The organism is Mesorhizobium sp. 113-1-2 (genome assembly GCF_016756475.1).
GTDB lineage: Bacteria > Pseudomonadota > Alphaproteobacteria > Rhizobiales > Rhizobiaceae > Mesorhizobium > Mesorhizobium loti_C.
Map to the genome: position 1 here is coordinate 2,879,983 of NZ_AP023242.1, position 18,153 is coordinate 2,898,135.

The window sequence follows — 18,153 nt, forward strand, 5'->3', positions numbered from 1 at the left end:
TATTTCCGGCCGGCCGGATCGCCTTGCGGGCGCCAGTCAGATCGGCAGTTCCGACGTGTATTTGATCGTCCAGCTGGGCACGTCGGTCTTGACGTTCTGGACACCCTTGATGCGGCTCAGATGTTCCGACTGGAAGCGGCGATAGTCGTTGATGTCGGCCGCCACCACGCGCACCATGGCGTCGCAGTCGCCCAGCATCAGATAGCATTCCATGACTTGCGGCAGCTTGGCCACTTCGGTGGCGAAGTGCTCGATGGTGTCCTCGTCCTGCGTCTTCAGCCAGATGCGGGTGAAGAAGGTGAGGCCCTTGCCGATGCTGGCAGGGTTGACCACGGCGACATAGCGGTCGATGACGCCGGCCTCCTCCAGAAGCTTGACGCGCCGCAGGCAAGGCGAGGGCGACAGGCCGACCTCATTGGCCAGTTCGTTGTTGGCCATGCGGCCGTTGCGTTGCAGCGCCCGCAGGATGCGCCTGTCGATGTCATCGAGCTTCATGGTGTTGAATTCCACTTTATCGGCCATGAGTGACACTCAATGCCAAAAATGGGTGAAAAACAACAATCTTCGCAACCAAATTGCGGAGCGGTGTGGGTATGGTTGCCGCCGGTATCACGAGAGTTCAAACGCAGGGAAGCGGCGGCCGCGAGGCCCGCCGACGGCTGAGCATGAGCATTTCACAGACAATCGAAGCGGCGGGCGATGGCTCGGGATCCGAGTTCCGCCGGGGCGTGGCATCGTGCGCGCCGGTGCTGCTCGGCACCATCCCCTATGCGCTGGTGCTTGGCGCCCAGGCCACACAGAAAGGGTTGAGCACGCTCGAACTGTCCATGATGACGGGGCTGAACTTCGCCGGCGGCTCGGAATTCGCGGCGATCCAGTTGTGGACGTCGCCACCGCATATCCTGCTCATCGTCGCCATCACCTTCCTGGTCAACAGCCGGCATCTGCTGATGGGAGCAGCACTCGCGCCGTTCCTGCGCGACCTGCCGCGGCGCAAGGTGTTTCCGGCGCTGTTCTTCCTGTGCGACGAAAGCTGGGCGCTGGGCCTGGCCGATGCCAAGCAGCGCGCTGCCGCCGGGATCACGCCGGCCTTCAGCCCGCGCTACTATATGGGCGCGGCGCTGGCGATGTATCTGACCTGGGTTTCCTTCACCACGCTCGGCGCCTTGCTCGGGCCGATGCTCGGTCATGTCGAGACCTATGGTTTCGACATGGCGTTTCCGGCCGTCTTCCTGGTGCTGATGCGCGGCATGTGGAAAAGTGTTTCGGCGGCGCGGCCGTGGCTGGTCAGCCTGGTCGCCGCCGCCCTTGTCTATCTCTTCATTCCCGGCGCCTGGTATGTCGCGGCGGGCGCGGTGTCGGGGCTCGCCGCTGCCTGGCTGATGGCAGGTGAGGCATGATCGACATGGCAACCCTTCTCACCATCGTTCTGATGGCCGGCGTCACCTATCTCACCCGGATCGGCGGCTATGTCGTGCTGCGCAACCGCGTGCTCAGTGCTCGCGCCACGGCGGTGATGGAAGCGGCACCAGGCTGCGTGCTGATCTCGGTTATCGCGCCGGCGTTCGTGTCGAAGAACCCAGCCGATCTGCTGGCGCTGGCCATCACTTTTGTCGCGGCGATGCGGTTGTCCATGCTGCCGACCGTGCTGATCGGGGTCGCCTCGGCGGGGCTGCTCAGGCATTTCATCGGCTAGCCTCCAGCCAAAGCCAACAGGGCGCTCGTTCACTGCACCGTGGATGTGATGCGCCGATCCTCGGCGTTGAACAGGTGCAACTGGGTTAGGTCCGGCGCGAGGAAAACCTGTTGGCCCGGTATCACGCGAATGCGTTCGCGCAGCAGCGCGCTCAGCGTGTTGCTCCCGGCTTTGGCCATGACAAGGGTTTCCGAGCCGGTCGGCTCGACCACTTCGACCACCGCCGGCACGCCGCTGTCGGAGAGCCTGAGATGTTCGGGCCGGATGCCCCAGGCAGCAGCGCTTTCGCCCCGGCCCAGCGCCGGCAGCGGAAACACGGTGCCGTCGCTGGCGATAAAACCGTCCGCCGTGGTGCGGCCTTGCAGGATGTTCATCGACGGCGAGCCGATGAACTGGGCAACGAACAGATTGGCCGGCCGGTCGTAGAGGTCGAGCGGGGCGCCGACCTGTTCGACGATGCCGCCATTCATGACGACGATTTTGTCGGCCATGGTCATCGCTTCGACCTGGTCGTGGGTGACGTAGACGATGGTGGTTCCCAGGCGCTGGTGCAGTGCCTTGATTTCGGTGCGCATCTGCACGCGCAGCTTGGCGTCGAGGTTGGAGAGCGGCTCGTCGAACAGGAAGACTTTGGGATCGCGCACGATGGCGCGGCCCATGGCGACACGCTGGCGCTGCCCGCCGGAGAGCTGGCGCGGATAGCGCTCCAGCAAATCCTGCAGTCCGAGGATCGTCGCGGCGCGCATGATCTTGGCGTCGATCTCGCTTTTGTCCGTCTTCTTCAGCGTCAGCGCGAAGGCCATGTTCTCGCGCACCGTCATATGCGGGTAGAGCGCATAGTTCTGGAACACCATGGCGATGTCGCGTGACTTTGGCGCGACGTCGTTGATGACCTTGCCTTCGAGCGCGATCTCGCCGGCGCTGATGTCCTCCAGCCCGGCGATCATCCTGAGCAAAGTCGACTTGCCGCAGCCGGATGGCCCGACCAGGATGACGAATTCACCCGACGCGATGTCGACCGACACGCCGTGGATAACCCTGGCCTTGCCATAGGCTTTCTCGACGCCAGATATGGTGAGCGCACTCATTCGTGTTTTCCCTAGAAAGAGACCTTATCGCCGCCCTTGAGCTGCAGGATCTGCCGCGCCTCGTCAGGGGTGGCCACCGAGGCGCCGAGCCCCTCGATGATCTGGCGCACCTTGAGCACCTGCTCGGCGTTGGATTTCGCCAACTGACCCTTGCCGATCCACAGCGAGTCCTCCAGCCCGACACGCACATTGCCGCCGAGCGCGATCGCCTGGGTGGCGATCGGCAACTGGCTGCGGCCGGCGCCTAGCACCGACCAATGGTAATCCTGCCCGAACAGGCGGTCGGCGGTGCGCTTCATATGCGCGACGTCCTCCGGATGGGTGCCGATGCCGCCCAGAATGCCGAACACGCTCTGGACGAAGAACGGCGCCTTGACCAGGCCGCGCTCAACGAAATGGGCAAGCGTGTAGAGATGGCCAATGTCGTAGCACTCGATCTCGAAACGCGTGCCGTTTTCAGCGCAGGTGCGCAGGATGTGCTCGATATCGCCGAAGGTGTTGCGGAAGATGCGGTCGCGCGAGCCTTCGAGATAGGGGCGCTCCCAGTCATGCTCGAAGGTCTTGAAGCGCTCCAGCATCGGATAGAGGCCGAAATTCATCGAGCCCATGTTGAGCGAGGCGACTTCCGGCGCGAAGGTCGCCGCCGGCTTGACCCGTTCCTCGACGCTCATCGTCGCGGCCCCGCCGGTGGTGATGTTGATAACGCAGTCCGAGCGTTGCTTGATCACTTTCAGGAAGGGCGCGAAGGCCTCGGTCGACTGGTCGGGCCGGCCATCGGCGGGATTGCGCGCATGCAGATGGACGATGGCCGCACCGGCCTCGGCCGCGCCGATCGCGGCATCGGCGATCTCTTGCGCGCTCACCGGCAGATGCGGCGACATTGACGGCGTGTGGATCGAGCCGGTGACGGCGCAGGTGATGATGATCTTGTTCTGGTTCGCCACGTGAAAGGATCCTCGTCTATTTTACTGCGCCTTGGGTGATGCCCGAGATGAACTGCTTCGACAGCACGATGTAGAGCAGCGTGATCGGCAGTGCCGCCAACGTGAGTCCGGTGAACAGCACGCCCCAGTCGGTGGTGAACTCGCCGACGAAGACGGTGAGGCCCTGCGGCAGCGTCTTGAGATTGTCCGAGGTGATCAGCACCAGCGGGAAGAAGAAATCGTTCCAGATCGGCACGGCATTCTGGATCGCGACGATGACCAGCGCCGGCCGCGCCAGCGGCAGCATGATGGAGCGCATGATGCGAAACTCGCTGGCGCCGTCCATGCGTGCCGACTCTTCCAGTTCGCGTGGCAAGGTCCGGAGGAAGCCGGTCATGATGAACACCGCCGAGGGAATGCCCATGGCGACATAGACCAGCACGAGGCCGGCATAGCTGTCGACCAGGCCAAGCGAATCCAGCTGGATGAACAGCGGAATGATCGCCAGTTTCAGCGGCACGGTCATGCCGCTCAGGAAAAACATCAGCACCAGAGCGCTCAGCCTGAACTGGTAGCGGGCGATCGCGTAGGCGGCCATGGTGCTGAACAGAAGGATCAGCGCCACCGCGGCCATGGTGATGCCGACGGAATTGGCGAGGTAACGGACGAAATTGGTTTCGCTCCACACCCGCTCGGCATTGGCCAGCGAAAAATGCGCGGGCAAGGCGAAGGGCGAGGAGAAGATCTCGGCATTGGTCTTGAAGGACGACATCACCATGACGAACAGCGGATAGATCATGATGACGGCGTTGATCGCCAGCATCAGCTGGATGGCGCCGTTCTTCAACAGCTCGCCTGTTTGCTTGGTGCCGACCACTGCGCTCACAGTTCGATCTCTCGACGGCGCAAGTAGCGAAGCGCGATTGCGGTGACGCCGGCAACGATGATGAACATCATCACGGCCAGCGCGCTGCCCTGGCCGAAATCCTGGATGCCGGTCGTCGTCGAGCCGAAGGCGGTGCGGTAGAAATAGAGGCCGAGCACGTCGGTGGCGCCGCCGGGCGAACCGGTGAGGCCGGCCATGACGTAGGGGATCTCGAACCAGTTGAAGCTGCCGATGAAGGTCAGGATGGTGACGATGGTGACGCTCGGCGCAATCAGCGGCCAGATGATCTTCGTCATCAGCACATAGTCGCCGGCGCCGTCGAGGCGGGCGGCCTCGATCACTTCCTTGCTGACGCGTTGCATGCCGGCCAAAAGCACCAGGGTCGGAAAGCCGAGCCAGTGCCAGATGTTGGCGAACAACACGCTGCCGAGTGCTGTGTGTTCATTGCCGAGCCATGGGATGGCGCCGATGCCGACCAGCGCCAGCGTCTGGTTCACCAGCCCGAACAGCGGATGCAGGAAGAGTTTCCACAGGAAGCCGACGATGACCGCAGACAGCACGACGGGAAGAAAGACGATGACCTGGTGGATGCGATGGCCGGGCAGCGCTTTCAACAGCGCGTAAGCGAGCAGGAAGGCGGTGCCGTTCTCGAACACCATCAGCGCCACGAAGGCAATGATGTTGTGCTTCAGCGCGTTGTAGGTCCAGTCGCTATAAGGCTGTTCGAACAACACCTTGCGGAAGTTTTCGAAGCCGATGAATCCGGTCGGCTGCAAGCCGTTGAACTCATAAAAGGCAAGGCGGAAGGCCGACAGCAGCGGCCAGAGCACGAACAGCACCATGACCACCAGGGCCGGTGTCAGCAGGGACGCGATCCAGAGTGACCGGCGCCACGGATAGGCTTTTGTGGTGTGGCGCCGGCCGTTGTTCATGTCACTTGCCCTGGAAAGGCTTGTACCATTTGGCGAGACCGCTGGTCAGGTCGGCCGCCAGCTGGTCCGGGGTGATCGAACCCGACATCATCTTGGTGATGTCGCCCTGCAGCAGCTCCGATCCCGTCGGCTTCTCGAAACGGAAGTAGACGACATTGATATGCGGCATGGCGGTTTCGTTCAACTTGGCGACGTGCGACAGCAACTCGTCCTTGATGACGACACCCTTGATCGGCGAGATGTTGCCGAGCAGGGCGGAAAACTTGTCGCCAAATTCCTTGGTGCCCATCCAGTTGACCAGCTTGAGCGCGGCTTCCTTGTTGGCCGACTTGGCGTTGACCGCATAGCCGCCATCGAAGAACTTGGTCACCTGCGGCGTGTCGCCGGCCTTGGCCATGGGCGGGGCGACGAAGTCCATGTTGATGGCCGGGTTCTGGCTTCTGTAGGTGGCGATGTCGAAGCTGCCGCCGGCCAGCATCGCCGCCTTGCCGCTGATGAACAGCTGGCCCGCTGTGTCGTAGTCGATGCCTTCGAAACCGGGCGGCATGTAGTCGCGCAATTCGAGCAGCTTGCCGAGTGCCGCGACATAGCGCGGGTCCTTGAAGGTGGTCTTGCCCGAGGTCAGGTCACTGACGAACTCCTGGCCGAGGAACGGATTGGTGAAGATGGCCACGAACATCTCGTTGAACCAGCTGGTGCCCATGCCGTTGGCCAAGGGGTAAATGCCCTTTTCCTTCAGCGCCTTGCTGACGGTTATGAACTCGTCCCATGTGGTCGGCGGGGTCAGCCCGGCCTTGGCGAAGACGTCCTTGTTGATGAACAGGCCGAGCGTCTGCGAGGCGAAGGGCAAGGAATAGACCTTCTTGTCGGCGCGGTAGGTGCCGGCCACCAGCGCATCGGCGGGCTGGTTGGCGAGTGAAGGCACCGTGGTCAGATCCTGAGGCTCGAAATAGCCGGCCTTCACGAACTGCTCGAGCCAGCCATAGGCGTGGGTGTGGATGACGTCACCGCCCTTGCCGGCGGCCAGCGCGGTCGAAACGATCGTCGGATAGTTCTCATCCGGGAACGACTCGAACTTCACATGGATGTCCGGGTTGGCCTTGGTGAAATCGGCGAAAAGTTCGTTGTAGGCGGCCTTGTCTTCCTGGCGCCAGGTCCAGAACGAGATGTCGGTGGCGTGCGCCACGCCGGCGGCCAATCCCCATGCGAAAGACGCGGCCGCGAGGGCCAGCCCAATCCTTCTCCTGCTCATGTTGCAATCTCCCAATCGCGCTTGATGCGCTTTTTACGACGATTATCAAATCATAGTTCTTGCCGTCTGGGAAGATAGTTTGTAAAGTTTCCTAACTAATGTGAATTGAGACGAGGCGACCTGCTTCGTCCGGCGTGCGCGGTGGATGTCGGTGACCCAGAAAATCATTGCAGGCGTGGACATAGGCGGCACCAAGACGCGTATCGTGGCGTGCCAGGGCGAGCACACGATCGCCGATGAGGTGCTGGTGACGGAGAGCTGGCGCATTCGCCAGATGGAGACCGATGCCGAAACGCTGACCGGGATCGTTGCCGGATTGTGCGGGGGCGTTGCACCAGCGGCCATGGCGGTCGGCGCCCACGGTTGCGACACGGACGAACAATGCCAACGGTTCCAGGCGCTGCTGGCCGCGCGGACCGGTGGTTTGGTGCAGGTCGTCAACGATGCCGAACTGATGGTGCCTGCCGCTGGCCATGTCGACGGCATCGGCGTCGTCGCCGGCACCGGCTCGATCGCGGTGGCGCGCACGGCCAATGGCAAGATGCTGGCCGCCGGCGGCTGGGGCTGGATCCTCGGCGACGAGGGTAGCGCGCCGGCCTTGGTGCGCGAGGCGGCCAAGGCGATCCGGCACAGCCTCGACCGGGGCCGGGATGGCGACCCTCTGATTGCCGCGCTGATGCGCGAGCTCGATACAGACGACCAGACCAAGCTTGGCATCCTGCTCAACGAAACGCGCGGGGCGGCGGTCTGGGGCCGCTATGCCAATGCCGTGTTCGACGCGGCGAATGCCGGCTCGGCGCTGGCTATCCGCGTCATCAGGGAAGGTGGGGCAGGGTTGGCCGCATTGGTCGAACTCTTGATCGAACGCGGCGCCAATCCCGCCCTTGTCGTGGCTGGCGGCGGTGTCATTTCAGAGCAGCCGATGCTGATGACGGCATTTGTCGAGGCGATGGCGAAGGTGTCACCGTCGAGCCAGGTGCTGCTGCTGCGCGAGCCGCCGGTGCTTGGCGCGGTCGCCTTGGCCAGGCGGCTGCTCGTTGGCCAGGACCTGTCCCCGTCGATTGGAGTTGTTTGAATGATGAAGCGTATCGGCTACCGCGAGGCGGTGGCGCGCCAGACGGAAAGTCTCGAAATCGGCAGGCGTTCGGTGGCAGGGGCGCTTGACGATCTTGATCTCAGCGCTTTTGGCGGCAAGACGATCGGGCTTGCCGGCATCGGCGCCAGCTACCAGGCGGCCCTTGTTGGCGCGCACTATCTGCGCGCCTCCGGCATCAAGGCTTTTGCCTATACGCCGACCGATCTTTATGGCCGGACGGATGCAGCCGCCGATGCGTTCATCGCGCTGTCGGCCTCCGGGCAGAGTCGCGAAATCTCTGACGTCATGCGCGAGGCGTCGGCGTCGCCGCGCCTGGCGGTCTGTCGCGGCAGCGACAATCCGCTGGCTGAACTCACCGGCGCGGTGCTTGCCACGGCCTCCGGGGCCGACAATGGCGCGAGTTCCACCGGCTATACCGGGACCTTGCTGGCGCTTGGCATGCTGATCGACAGGCTCGCCGGCAACAGTTTTGACTGGGCGCGTTTGCCTGCCGCTGTCGCCACCGTTCTCTCCAGTGCGCAAAGCGCTGCCGGGCAGGCGGCACGGCTGCTGCAGGGCAGAACGTCCATCGACATCGTCGGCGCCGGCGTCTGCTTCGCCAATGCCGGCGAGGCGGCGATGCTGATCCGCGAGGCCGTCCGGGTGCCGGCATCGGGATGGGACACGCTGAACTATCTGCACGGGCCGATGGAATCGCAGGATGCGGCGACGGGGTTGATCGCCATCGGCGATGGCCGCGAGGTCAAGATCGCGCAAGATGTCGCCGCGCTGGGCTGTCCTTCGGTGCTGGTGACGCGGCGCGGCGATGTCGCCCCAGCCGACAGGCTGGTGGTGATCCCCATTCCGGCGCTCGGCAACGCCATCGCCGACGCCATACTGGAGATCATCGCCATCCAGCTCATTGTCGGCGACATGCAGGACGCGGCCGGCCTCACCGACATCGTGTTCCGCTACCGCCAGACCGATATCAAGCTGAAGCCGTGGTCGCCGACCGAAGTCTGACGCCGCTGTCCGGATCGTGGAAATTGCCAAACCGCCTGGCAATGGGGCATTGAGAACAGGATGCGGCTTTCGAGTCGGGGCGGCGATCGCGCTTTCACCGACTGGTGACAGGATTTCAGGCAAAAGGTCGAACGGCTGAGATGGCGGCTGCGGAAATCCCCAATCTGACCGACAGCGCCCGCGCCGTGCTGCGCGTGCTCGCCGCGCATGGGCCGGTGACGCGGCCGAAGCTCGGCGCCATGCTCGACCTTTCGAAGCCGACCATGTCGGCGGCGGTGTCGGAACTGAGCGCACTCGGCCTCGTTGCCTCGCGTGGCATTGAGCGTGGCGCCATCGGCCGCACGGCGACGATCTACGGCATCGGTCCGGGCGCCGGCTACGCGATCGGCATCGATGTCGGCGCGGCCCAGGTGCGCGCCGTCGCCTATTCGATGGATGCACAGAAGCTGGCGTCGGCGGAAGAACCGATCGCGGAGGCGATAGCCGGCGATGCCGACAAGGTCGGCGCCGTCGTGCTGTCGGTGGCGCGTGCCACCATGGCTGGCGTGGCCAAGAGTTTTCGTGCGCTGCGCGCCATTGCGGTGGCCGTGCCGCGTATCGTCTCCAACGATCGTTTCGACCGGCCCGGTGGGCCATCCGCCGTGCTTGGCCTGCTGCGCCGCAGCATCGAGGTGCCGATCATCCTGGAAAACAACGTCAACTGTGCTGCCATTGGCGAGATGCACTTTGGCGCTGCGCAAGGCCACCAGACCTTCGCCTTTCTGCAGGTTGGCGTGCGGGTCGGTCTCGGCTTCATCACCGAGGGGCGCCTGTTCCGCGGCGCCGGCGGTGCCGCCGGCGAAATCGGCCGCATGCCGTTTCCGTGGTCGGCCAGCGAGACGCCCCATCGTGAAGGGCTCGAACACTACCTCGGCTCGCGGGCGCTGGTCGAGCGCTGCCGTGTCGACTGGCCGGCGGGGGAAGGCGCGCCGCCCGAGTCGGCCAAGGATCTTTTTGCACGCGCGCTTGAGGGTTCACCGCCGGCGGTGGCGGCCGTCGCGCGCCATGCTGCCGATATCGGCAGGCTGGCGGCCGGCTGCATCGGCATGCTTGACCCCGGCCTGATCGTGCTTGGCGGTGGCGTCGGCAGGAATCCGCTGATGACGGAAAAGGTCGAGCACGTCGCGGCGGACCTTGCGTGGCCGACACGGATCGCCGTCAGCTCTTTGGAAGACGGCGGCACGGCGCTCGGTGCGATGAAGCTGGCCGTCGACTACAGTCTCGGCCTGATGCTGCGCGAAGGCCGCCATCCGGCTGTCGTGCTGCCGCCGCTGTCGGAAATAACGCAAGACGCGACGGAGACGACCGGTCAGGCAAAGGATGTCTGATAAAAAGAAAGGCAGGCGCGAACGCCTGCCCTTCGAGTTCAGATGATCGAGAGTCTTACGCGGCAGCAGCGGCCTGCTGGCTGGCGACAACGGCGTCGACCTTGGCGGTCGCCTTGGCGAGCGCGGCGGTCACCGCGTCAGGGCAGCCGCCCCTCGTGCGGAGCAGATCTCCGCCGTCACGCTCCACTCCGGCTGCAGGATCGAACCGGATTAAAGGGTGCGCCATCGTCGAAATTGAGATAATTTCCGGCTTTTCTCATTGTCGTTTTTCAGACGAGCTACCGGCGGGGCTGATGACTGAATCGGGAAGCAATCAAGATCGAGGTGAAAAATACGGCTACCTGACGTGCTCGGGGTGCCGGAATGCGTATTGATTCAATTGCGTTTAGAACTCCATCCCGAATGATCTCGAATGAAGATATACTAAGATATATTCGTGATTACAATCAAAGTCAAAACAGAGAAGAGTTAGAGTCTTATTGTCGGAAAATCGAGCGCCTGTTCCGAAGAGCCGGCGCACAGTCGCGTTACGTCCGTGACACGGGCGCCGGGGAAAGAGCCTTTGACCTGTTGCGTGATGCCTCTCGATCGGCCATCGCCGATGCTGGGCTGGTGCCCCGGGACATAGATCTGGTCATATACTGCGGGATAGGGCGCGGCTTTCTGGAGCCGGCCAACGCGACGTTCCTGGTTTCTGCACTTGGCATCGAGTGTGACGCCTTCGACATTACGGAGGCGTGCATGAGTTGGGCAAGGGCGCTTCAGGTTGCCCAAGGCTTTTTGCTGACCCGATCATACGCAAGGATCCTGATCGTAAATGCTGAGTTCAGCGTCTACGAAAACGGATATCCCGAAATCTTCAAAATGCGGACCGATGCTGAAATCGCTTATACATTTCCAGCTCTAACTATCGGCGAAGCAGCCACTGCCACCGTCGTTACATGGTCGCCAGATGCTTGGAAATTTCGTTTTCGAACCAGACCCCAGTTTGCATCGCTTTGCAATCTACCACTTCCCGGCTTTCGCGATTTCTGCTTGCCTGATACAAAAGTTGGAGCCAATGGCGTCCATCAACTGGTTGCCTACAGCTCAGAGCTTACACAGACGGCGAGCAGGGAAATGACCTCTTTTGTAAAGGCGGCATACCCCGACGTTTCTGGCATCGACATCTGGTTCCCACACAGTTCCAGCGAGTCGGCCCTCAAAATCATGGCGACTAGACTGGGCGTTGGCGACCGCCTTTATGACAAAGTATTTCGAAAATTCGGAAACTTGGCATCAGCGTCCATTCCTGCGGCTATGTGTGAGGCGACCAAAGAGGGTTCGTTGGAGCGAGGAATGCGGGTGGTGTTGTGTCCGGCTTCCGCTGGAATGGTATTTGGCCTGATGGAGGGCATCTACTGAGGAGGGGAGTGATGGCAGACAAGGACGATGGGACACCAAAACCGGCCGAGTCCCAGCCGGATGTTTCGCAGGCGAATTTTCAAAATCCGATAGTAATCCTTGCAACTCTGATTCTGCTCAGTCTGTTTGTCATGATCGGCGCTTCGATGCTTGGCGTCGATCACGGCTTTCTTTCGGGAATGGCAAGGCCCGAGCTTGCCAGAGGGCTGATTACCTATCTCTTCGCGATCGTGACCATAGGAATCGCCGTCGCACTCGTCCTCAACACGCTGGTCGGGCCAGCTCCAAGCGACGCGAATGACGGTCGCTTTCAGAGGGCGAAGGAAGTTTTGTCCCTCCTGCTGGGCGTGTTTGGCACGATCGTCGGCTATTACTTCGGGGCGGAGTCTTCGAAGGCAAATCTGGAGGCGCCGTTTGAATTGTCCACGCCGGATCTTTCACCGCAACCAGTCGGCCCTGCAGGGCTGGTTACGGTGCGAGCCGTGATAAAGGGCGGCACGGCGCCACTTCAGTATGGCGTCGGACAGGGCACGGACAATGTCGAAGTTAAGGACCTGGCATTTGAAGGAGGCTGGATCGTCAAGCAGGTGCAATTGAAGGCACCTTCTCCAGCTGAGGTTCAAAGCATTCATCTGGTCGTGGAGGATTCGAGCGGCAAGCGGATTGACCGGGTCGTGCCGGTCAGACGCAGTGCGCAAGACTAGAGAAATTCCAGGAAAAGTGTGAGGCACCGGCGGCCGCTCGTAGGCCGGCTGAAATGAAAAAGGCAGGCGCGGGCGCCTGCCTTTTCTCAGTCATATGGTAGGCGCCTTACGCGGCAGCAGCGGTCTGCTGGCTGGCCACGACGGCGTCGACCTTGGCGGTCGCCTTGGCGAGTGCGGCGGTCACCGCGTCAGGGCCCATGCCTACGCCTTCGATGCGGATGACATCGACATCGGTCATGCCGAGGAAGCCGAGCACGCCGCGCAGATAGGGGATGGCGTGATCGAACTGCACTGCCGCACCTTCGGAATAGATGCCGCCCGAAGCCAGCACGATATAGACCTTCTTGCCGGTGACGAGGCCCTTGGGACCGCCTTCGCCATAGGCAAAGCTCCGGCCGGAGCGGGCGATGTGATCGACCCACGACTTCAGCGTCGAGGAGATGTTGAAGTTGATGAAGCCGGTGGCAAGGATCACGGTATCGGCGGCGAACAGTTCGTCGAGCACGACGTCGGAGACGCCGACAACCTCAGCCTGACGCGGGGTGCGGGCTTCAGCCGGCGTGTAGATGCCGGTCGCGTAGTCGGCATCGATATGCGGCAGCGGGTTGGCGACGAGGTCGCGCACGACAAGCGTGTTCGACGGATCGGCGGCGACAAGCTTTTCAGCGAATTCGGTGGCGATGCGGGTCGAGTGCGAGGCAGCGCCGCGCGGGCTCGAGGTAACGAGAAGAATGGACATAGCGGGTCTCTCCAGTGGAATGAATTGTCCCGCCACATATGGGGCTATCGATCCATCAGATAAACTGGTATATTTTCTATACGATCCATCCACAAAATAGATACAATGATGCAACCCAACCCGACCCTCGACCAGCTTCAGATCTTTGTTGCCGTTGCCGACACCGGCAGTTTCTCGGCCGCCGGCCGCAAGCTCAACCGGGCGCAATCCGTCATCAGCTACGGCATCGCCAATCTCGAGGCGCAGCTTGGGCTGAAGCTGTTCGAGCGCGAGGGCACGCGCGAGCCGCAACTGACCGAGATCGGCCGGGCGATGCTGGAGGACGCAAGGCGCATGATCGGCGTGCTGCAGCGTATGCGCTCGCGCGTCGATGGCCACCATCACGGGCTGGAGGCCGAAGTGGCATTGTCGGTCGATTCGGCGCTGCCTTCGCCGGTGCTGGTGCGGGTGCTGAAGGCATTCGAGGCGCAGTTTCCGACCGTGATGCTGCGACTGCATATCGGCTCGCTCGGGTTGATCCCGGACCACGTCGTCAATGGACAGGCCGATCTCGGCATTGGCGGCCTGCTGGGCGAGGTCGACGTGCATCTCGTGCGCATCGGCTTCATGTCGATGGTGCCTGCCGCTGCGCCCACCCATCCCTTGGCACGGCTGCCGAAGCCGGTGAAGATCGAGGATGTGCGCGAGCACACACAGCTCGTCGTCACCGATCAGTCCGAGCGCACCAAGGGGCGCGACTATGGCGTCTTTGCCTACCGCACCTGGCGGCTGACGGACATGCGCACCAAGCACATGCTGATGCGCGAGGGGTTGGGTTGGGGTGGGCTGCCGCGCTGGCTGATCGCCGACGACCTGGCCACTGGCCGCCTGGTGGAACTTGATCTCGAACCCTACAAGGAAGTGAGTTCGCCACTGTTTGCCATGCATCGCAACGACCGCAGCCCGAAGCCGGCGGCCGCCTGGCTGATCGACCGGTTCAAGCGCGGGCTCGGCTGCTTCAACGAGTTCGAGCCGGGCGAGGTGCCTGAGGACGATCCGGAGACAATCCGTCAATCAGCGCCATGAGCACGGCGCGGTAATCCTCGGCTGAGGCGCCGGCCTCGATGGCAAGTGCGGCGCGGTCGAAGGCGGATGCAAGCAGCGCGGTCAGCGCCTCCGCCGGCAATCGCGTCATCGTGTTGGCCCGCATCGCCGCGACCAGGCCCTCGCGCAGCGACCGGTTGCCGTGGCGGTTGTCGATCGCATCCATGGCGGCGCGGCCAAGCACGGCGGGGCCGTCGAGCAACAGCAGCCGCGTGCGGCCGGGCGCGCGCATGGCGGTGAGATAGGCGTCGGAGCCGGCGATGAGCGCATCGCGGGCTTCGAGCGAGGGCGGCGAAGCGCGGTCGATCTCCTGCGCCACCGCCTGCGCCTCCTGCTCGACCACGGCGGCAAACAGCGCCTGCTTGTCGGCGAAGTGGTGATAGAGCGCGCCGCGCGTCACGCCGGCCGCGGTGACGATCTCCGGCGTGCCGGTCTCGGCATAGGATTTCTCGGTGAACAGCTTTCGCGCCGCCGCGATCAGGTCGGCGCGCGTCGCCTCGGTGCGGTCGCGGTTGGAACGGCGCACGGGTTCCTGTTGCATACATGCAGCCTGTATGTTAATTCGATTTACATACAGACTGTATGTTATGTCCAGGGAGAAGGAAAGATGAAGACCACAAGCTATTACCCGGTGCTGATGACCGGCGACGTCGCCAGCACGGCCGCGTTCTATGTCAAGCATTTCGGCTTCCAGCCGCTGTTTGAAAGCGACTGGTACGTGCATCTGCAATCGGTGGACAACAAACGCGTCAATCTGGGCATCGTCCAGGGCGACCACGAGACGATCCCGGAAGAGGGGCGGGGGCGCACCTCGGGCCTGCTGATCAATTTCGAAGTCCGAGATCCCGACGCCGTCTATGAGCGGATCCTCGCCGCCGGCCTGCCGGTCCTGCGAACACTGCGTGACGAGCCCTTCGGCCAACGCCATTTCATCACCAAAGACCCCAACGGCGTGCTGATCGACGTCATCAAGCCGATCCCGCCCAGCAAGGAATTTTTGGCGCAGTATGCGGAGGGCGCGGCGGGGGCTTGAGTATGATCCCTGGCGGGCATTGTTGACAGAGAGTGATGACGGAGCTGCCGGTTTGTGGTTTTCAAGTTGCGGATGTTGCTAGCGCTGCCTCCATTTCCCGCGAGTAATAATCCTTGCAGAAAACATCTTTGCCTGTTGTATTGTCTCAATAATAGCGGCGTCGGGGGATAGCTGTGTCCAATCAACGGAAAAAAGGCAAACGTAACCAGCATACAAAGGACTTCAAGACGGTTCTTCGGATAGAGTATCGTTCAATTATCCGTCGCCGTAAGAGGCTGGGCGTAGATGTTTCGAATGCTGGCAGCGGTAAGCCCGACTCCGTCCCTAAGCGTGATCCGGCCTGGCTGTTTGGTGTTGCGCTCTCTGGCGGTGGGATAAGATCCGCTTCGTTTTGTCTTGGTGCGCTTCAGGCGCTTGACCAGTACAAGCTCACGCCGCGGATCGACTATCTGTCGACCGTGTCCGGCGGCGGCTATATCGGATCGGCGATGGTCGCCGATATGACGCGTCAGGAACTCGAAGCCGATATAGCGCGTCAGAAACTAGAACCGGCGGAAAGCGGCGAAGACGGACCGCTCGATTTTCCCTTCGCCTCAGGCGAGGGTGTGTCTGACGTGCACGACAATCCGCTCGTCGGCCATATCCGCGACAACAGCCGTTTTCTGGCGCCGCGCGGCTTCCGCGACATCTCGCTGTCGATAGGCATCCTGATGCGCGGCTGGATGGTCAATTTCCTGCTGCTGCTGACACTGCTCCTGCCGCTGGCAACATTCGTCATCCTGACAAACCCGACCACCAACCACCTCAGCCACAGCATCGTTCTCGACGTTACCAACCGTCTCTTCGGAGACGATTGGGGCAAAGAGGGATGGGGCGCCAGCCTGCGATCGGTTGTCGCCAATCCTTTCGTGCTGTCACGATCGGCGATGGTGGTTCTCGCCATTTGGCTGATCTCATGGGGGCTGCGGCGATCCTACTCCGACAGCTATGCCGCGGCGCGCAAAGGCGAGCATCTCGAACAGGACAGCAATTGGGCTAAAGGTGGTCGTACCTTGTTGCTGATCACTGCCAGCCTGTTTCTAATCGAAGTTCAGCCCAAGATCATCCTGTGGCTGATCGAGATTACCCAGCCGAAATTCGGTAATCGGCAGACGACATTGGAAACGCTCAAAGCGTTGATCACAGCGGCTGCGGCCATCGTCACGGCCACCGCCGCTTTCAGGGGAATCCTGATTTCCTGGGTGCAGAAAGCCTTGAATTCACCGAAGATCGGGCACCAGATCCGCGGTTATCTGGCGCGAGCGGTATTCCTGGCGCTCGGTCTTGCCTTGCCTCTCCTGATCTATGGTTTCTTCTTGCTGATCACCATCTGGGGCATCAAGATATCTCCAATCACGATCTGGGGCCTCGACGTGTCGTGGTTATTTGGCCGTGCCAGCGGCTACGCGTACGGTCCCGAATGGCTGACGGACAACAGCCTTTTCCTGTGCTTGGCCCTCGTTGTTTGCATGGCGCTTTTCCTGACACTGCGAACATTGCTGGTGAGCCGTTTCGCCGAAAAGGGCAGTTCCGGTCGCCTTAGCAACTTCTTTGCTGCGATGAGGCACGACTACAACGGTTGGGTGGTCGTCAAGGTCTTGCTGTTCCTGGCAAGTTCGACCGTTTTCGCCGTCGCCGCCAGAATGGCAAAAGGTGTCTGGCACGATGATGAAGTCATCGTGTTGCTCAACTATCTGGCCATCAGTGCCATTGTCATAATAGTGGCCTTCAATTTCACCGAAAATGCCAATGGCCTGCACCGCCTTTACCGTGATCGGCTGCGCTGGGCATTTCGCCTTGGCGGCAGTGAAGATCAGGCAGACATTGCATTGGCTACTCTCGGCGCGAAGGCACCTTATCTCCTTATGAACGGAACGTTGAACGTCCGTCGGGCTAGGGATTCTCAGCAGACCACAGGAACATCCACCAGCCTGCCCGCGCCAGATCCGAGCAAGCGGGGACGCAATGCCGAATTCTTTCTGTTTTCAAAACATTTTGTCGGCAGCGAATCCACCGGGTATGCGACCTCGAAGGCTATGACCACGAAAGAAGGGCAGTTGGATCTCGCGGCGGCGGCGGCGATTTCGGGCGCTGCGATTTCTTCAAGCATGGGTCGCACCAACCTTGGCCTGCTCGGGCCGACGCTGGCCTTGCTCAACCTGCGGTTGGGATTCTGGCTTCCCAACCCGAGCGAGCTTGAGAAGCCTTCCCAGCGCAGTTGGGACGACATATTGCGACTGTATCTGTTGCACGAAGCGATGGGCTTGCTCAGGTCGGACAGTTCGCGCGTCTACATCACAGATGGCGGCCATATCGACAATATCGGCCTCTACCAATTGCTCAAGCGCAAGTGCAAGCTGATCATCGTGGTTGACGCCGAAGCCGATGCCGGCATGAATTTCGGCGCTTTTACAGATGTCCAGCGCTTCGCCAGAATTGATCTCGGCGTGCGTATCTCGCTCGATTGGCGGCCGGTCAGGGATGCGGCGCTGGCCCGCGACGCTGACCGCACCAAGATTATCCCGACGGGTTCGGATCTGCATCTGCGGCATTTCGCGGTGGGCAAGATCCTCTATGAAAACGACCCGGTCGAAGGGATACTGCTCTACGTCAAGGCGTCGGTCACCGGCGACGAGCCCGACTATGTCCTGGACTATGAGCGCCGCTACCCGCTTTTCCCGAATGAGCCGACCAGCGATCAGTTCTTTTCAGAGGAGCAGATGGAGGCCTACCGTGCGCTTGGATTTCACGCCATGCGCGTCGCACTTCGTGAGCGGCCGCAGACCGCTGAAATCAAAACTCTTGATGGCATGCCGGCAAACCTTGTCACCCTGTTGAAGATGCGTCTTGGCAACCAAGGGCAAGAAATAAACTAAGCTTGGGGAAGCCCGGGATCGCGGGCTTCTTCT

At 61.9% G+C, this 18,153-nt stretch carries 19 protein-coding genes; 10 read left to right on the forward strand and 9 right to left on the reverse strand.

Features of this window, described 5'->3' with window-relative positions; genetic code table 11:
* Window positions 1-36 precede the first annotated feature (36 nt).
* On the reverse strand, window positions 37-495 hold the full coding sequence (locus JN279_RS13815) for an Lrp/AsnC family transcriptional regulator (RefSeq protein ID WP_096457695.1): 459 nt from the start codon (window positions 493-495) through the stop codon (window positions 37-39).
* Window positions 496-665: 170 nt separating this feature from the next.
* Here JN279_RS13815 and JN279_RS13820 point away from each other — a divergent pair, with 170 nt between their 5' ends.
* Together JN279_RS13820 and JN279_RS13825 are read left to right on the forward strand one after the other, a co-directional pair.
* Entirely contained in the window at window positions 666-1,400 is a 735-nt protein-coding gene (locus JN279_RS13820) for an AzlC family ABC transporter permease (protein WP_096449012.1), read from the forward strand.
* Window positions 1,397-1,696 carry an AzlD family protein gene (locus tag JN279_RS13825; RefSeq protein ID WP_096449010.1) on the forward strand — a complete coding sequence of 100 codons (300 nt, stop codon included), beginning with the start codon at window positions 1,397-1,399 and terminating at the stop codon, window positions 1,694-1,696. Before JN279_RS13820 ends, JN279_RS13825 begins: the two co-directional genes overlap by 4 nt.
* A gap of 29 nt (window positions 1,697-1,725) precedes the next feature.
* Here the strand turns inward: JN279_RS13825 and JN279_RS13830 are convergent, their stop codons facing one another.
* Genes JN279_RS13830 through JN279_RS13850 form a run of 5 tightly spaced genes read right to left on the reverse strand, consistent with a single transcriptional unit; the run spans window position 1,726 to window position 6,777 of the window.
* Window positions 1,726-2,784, reverse strand: coding sequence for an ABC transporter ATP-binding protein (locus JN279_RS13830; RefSeq protein ID WP_096449008.1), 1,059 nt, complete (start codon window positions 2,782-2,784; stop codon window positions 1,726-1,728).
* 11 nt (window positions 2,785-2,795) lie between these two features.
* Window positions 2,796-3,728 (reverse strand): 3-keto-5-aminohexanoate cleavage protein, encoded by a 933-nt coding sequence (locus tag JN279_RS13835; protein WP_202353036.1) that lies wholly within the window; start codon window positions 3,726-3,728, stop codon window positions 2,796-2,798.
* A 16-nt stretch (window positions 3,729-3,744) separates the two neighbouring features.
* The gene (locus JN279_RS13840; RefSeq protein ID WP_202353037.1) at window positions 3,745-4,593 is read right to left on the reverse strand and encodes a carbohydrate ABC transporter permease; all 849 of its coding nucleotides are present in this window, start codon (window positions 4,591-4,593) and stop codon (window positions 3,745-3,747) included.
* Window positions 4,590-5,525, reverse strand: coding sequence for a carbohydrate ABC transporter permease (locus tag JN279_RS13845; RefSeq protein ID WP_202353038.1), 936 nt, complete (start codon window positions 5,523-5,525; stop codon window positions 4,590-4,592). Before JN279_RS13845 ends, JN279_RS13840 begins: the two co-directional genes overlap by 4 nt.
* Before the next feature lies 1 nt (window position 5,526).
* Window positions 5,527-6,777, reverse strand: coding sequence for an extracellular solute-binding protein (locus JN279_RS13850; RefSeq protein ID WP_202353039.1), 1,251 nt, complete (start codon window positions 6,775-6,777; stop codon window positions 5,527-5,529).
* A 151-nt stretch (window positions 6,778-6,928) separates the two neighbouring features.
* Between JN279_RS13850 and JN279_RS13855 the strand changes: the two genes are divergently transcribed.
* From JN279_RS13855 to JN279_RS13865, 3 genes are all read left to right on the forward strand, one after another.
* Complete coding sequence (locus JN279_RS13855) at window positions 6,929-7,852, forward strand: BadF/BadG/BcrA/BcrD ATPase family protein (RefSeq protein WP_244734573.1); 924 nt, start codon at window positions 6,929-6,931, stop codon at window positions 7,850-7,852.
* Window positions 7,853-8,875 carry an SIS domain-containing protein gene (locus tag JN279_RS13860; protein ID WP_202353040.1) on the forward strand — a complete coding sequence of 341 codons (1,023 nt, stop codon included), beginning with the start codon at window positions 7,853-7,855 and terminating at the stop codon, window positions 8,873-8,875. It abuts the gene before it with no gap.
* A gap of 140 nt (window positions 8,876-9,015) precedes the next feature.
* Window positions 9,016-10,242 (forward strand): ROK family transcriptional regulator, encoded by a 1,227-nt coding sequence (locus tag JN279_RS13865; protein WP_202353041.1) that lies wholly within the window; start codon window positions 9,016-9,018, stop codon window positions 10,240-10,242.
* A gap of 55 nt (window positions 10,243-10,297) precedes the next feature.
* Here the strand turns inward: JN279_RS13865 and JN279_RS13870 are convergent, their stop codons facing one another.
* Entirely contained in the window at window positions 10,298-10,468 is a 171-nt protein-coding gene (locus tag JN279_RS13870; protein ID WP_274608694.1) for a hypothetical protein, read from the reverse strand.
* A gap of 176 nt (window positions 10,469-10,644) precedes the next feature.
* Here JN279_RS13870 and JN279_RS13875 point away from each other — a divergent pair, with 176 nt between their 5' ends.
* Both JN279_RS13875 and JN279_RS13880 read left to right on the forward strand, forming a co-directional pair.
* Entirely contained in the window at window positions 10,645-11,646 is a 1,002-nt protein-coding gene (locus JN279_RS13875) for a 3-oxoacyl-ACP synthase III family protein (RefSeq protein ID WP_202353042.1), read from the forward strand.
* 11 nt (window positions 11,647-11,657) lie between these two features.
* A complete protein-coding gene (locus JN279_RS13880; protein WP_202353043.1) occupies window positions 11,658-12,350 on the forward strand; it encodes a hypothetical protein in 693 nt (230 codons plus the stop codon).
* Window positions 12,351-12,456: 106 nt separating this feature from the next.
* On the opposite strand, the gene JN279_RS13885 is transcribed toward JN279_RS13880, so the two are convergent.
* The gene (locus JN279_RS13885; protein ID WP_202353044.1) at window positions 12,457-13,089 is read right to left on the reverse strand and encodes an FMN-dependent NADH-azoreductase; all 633 of its coding nucleotides are present in this window, start codon (window positions 13,087-13,089) and stop codon (window positions 12,457-12,459) included.
* A gap of 108 nt (window positions 13,090-13,197) precedes the next feature.
* Between JN279_RS13885 and JN279_RS13890 the strand changes: the two genes are divergently transcribed.
* Window positions 13,198-14,154 carry a LysR family transcriptional regulator gene (locus JN279_RS13890; protein ID WP_202353718.1) on the forward strand — a complete coding sequence of 319 codons (957 nt, stop codon included), beginning with the start codon at window positions 13,198-13,200 and terminating at the stop codon, window positions 14,152-14,154.
* On the opposite strand, the gene JN279_RS13895 is transcribed toward JN279_RS13890, so the two are convergent.
* On the reverse strand, window positions 14,087-14,713 hold the full coding sequence (locus JN279_RS13895) for a TetR/AcrR family transcriptional regulator (RefSeq protein ID WP_202353045.1): 627 nt from the start codon (window positions 14,711-14,713) through the stop codon (window positions 14,087-14,089). The two genes, JN279_RS13890 and JN279_RS13895, sit on opposite strands and share 68 nt — an antisense overlap.
* 66 nt (window positions 14,714-14,779) lie before the next feature.
* Between JN279_RS13895 and JN279_RS13900 the strand changes: the two genes are divergently transcribed.
* Both JN279_RS13900 and JN279_RS13905 read left to right on the forward strand, forming a co-directional pair.
* Window positions 14,780-15,205: a VOC family protein gene (locus tag JN279_RS13900; RefSeq protein WP_202353046.1), complete on the forward strand. Its 426-nt coding sequence runs from the start codon at window positions 14,780-14,782 to the stop codon at window positions 15,203-15,205.
* Window positions 15,206-15,378: 173 nt separating this feature from the next.
* Window positions 15,379-18,120: a patatin-like phospholipase family protein gene (locus JN279_RS13905; RefSeq protein ID WP_244734574.1), complete on the forward strand. Its 2,742-nt coding sequence runs from the start codon at window positions 15,379-15,381 to the stop codon at window positions 18,118-18,120.
* The last annotated feature ends 33 nt before the right edge of the window (window positions 18,121-18,153 follow it).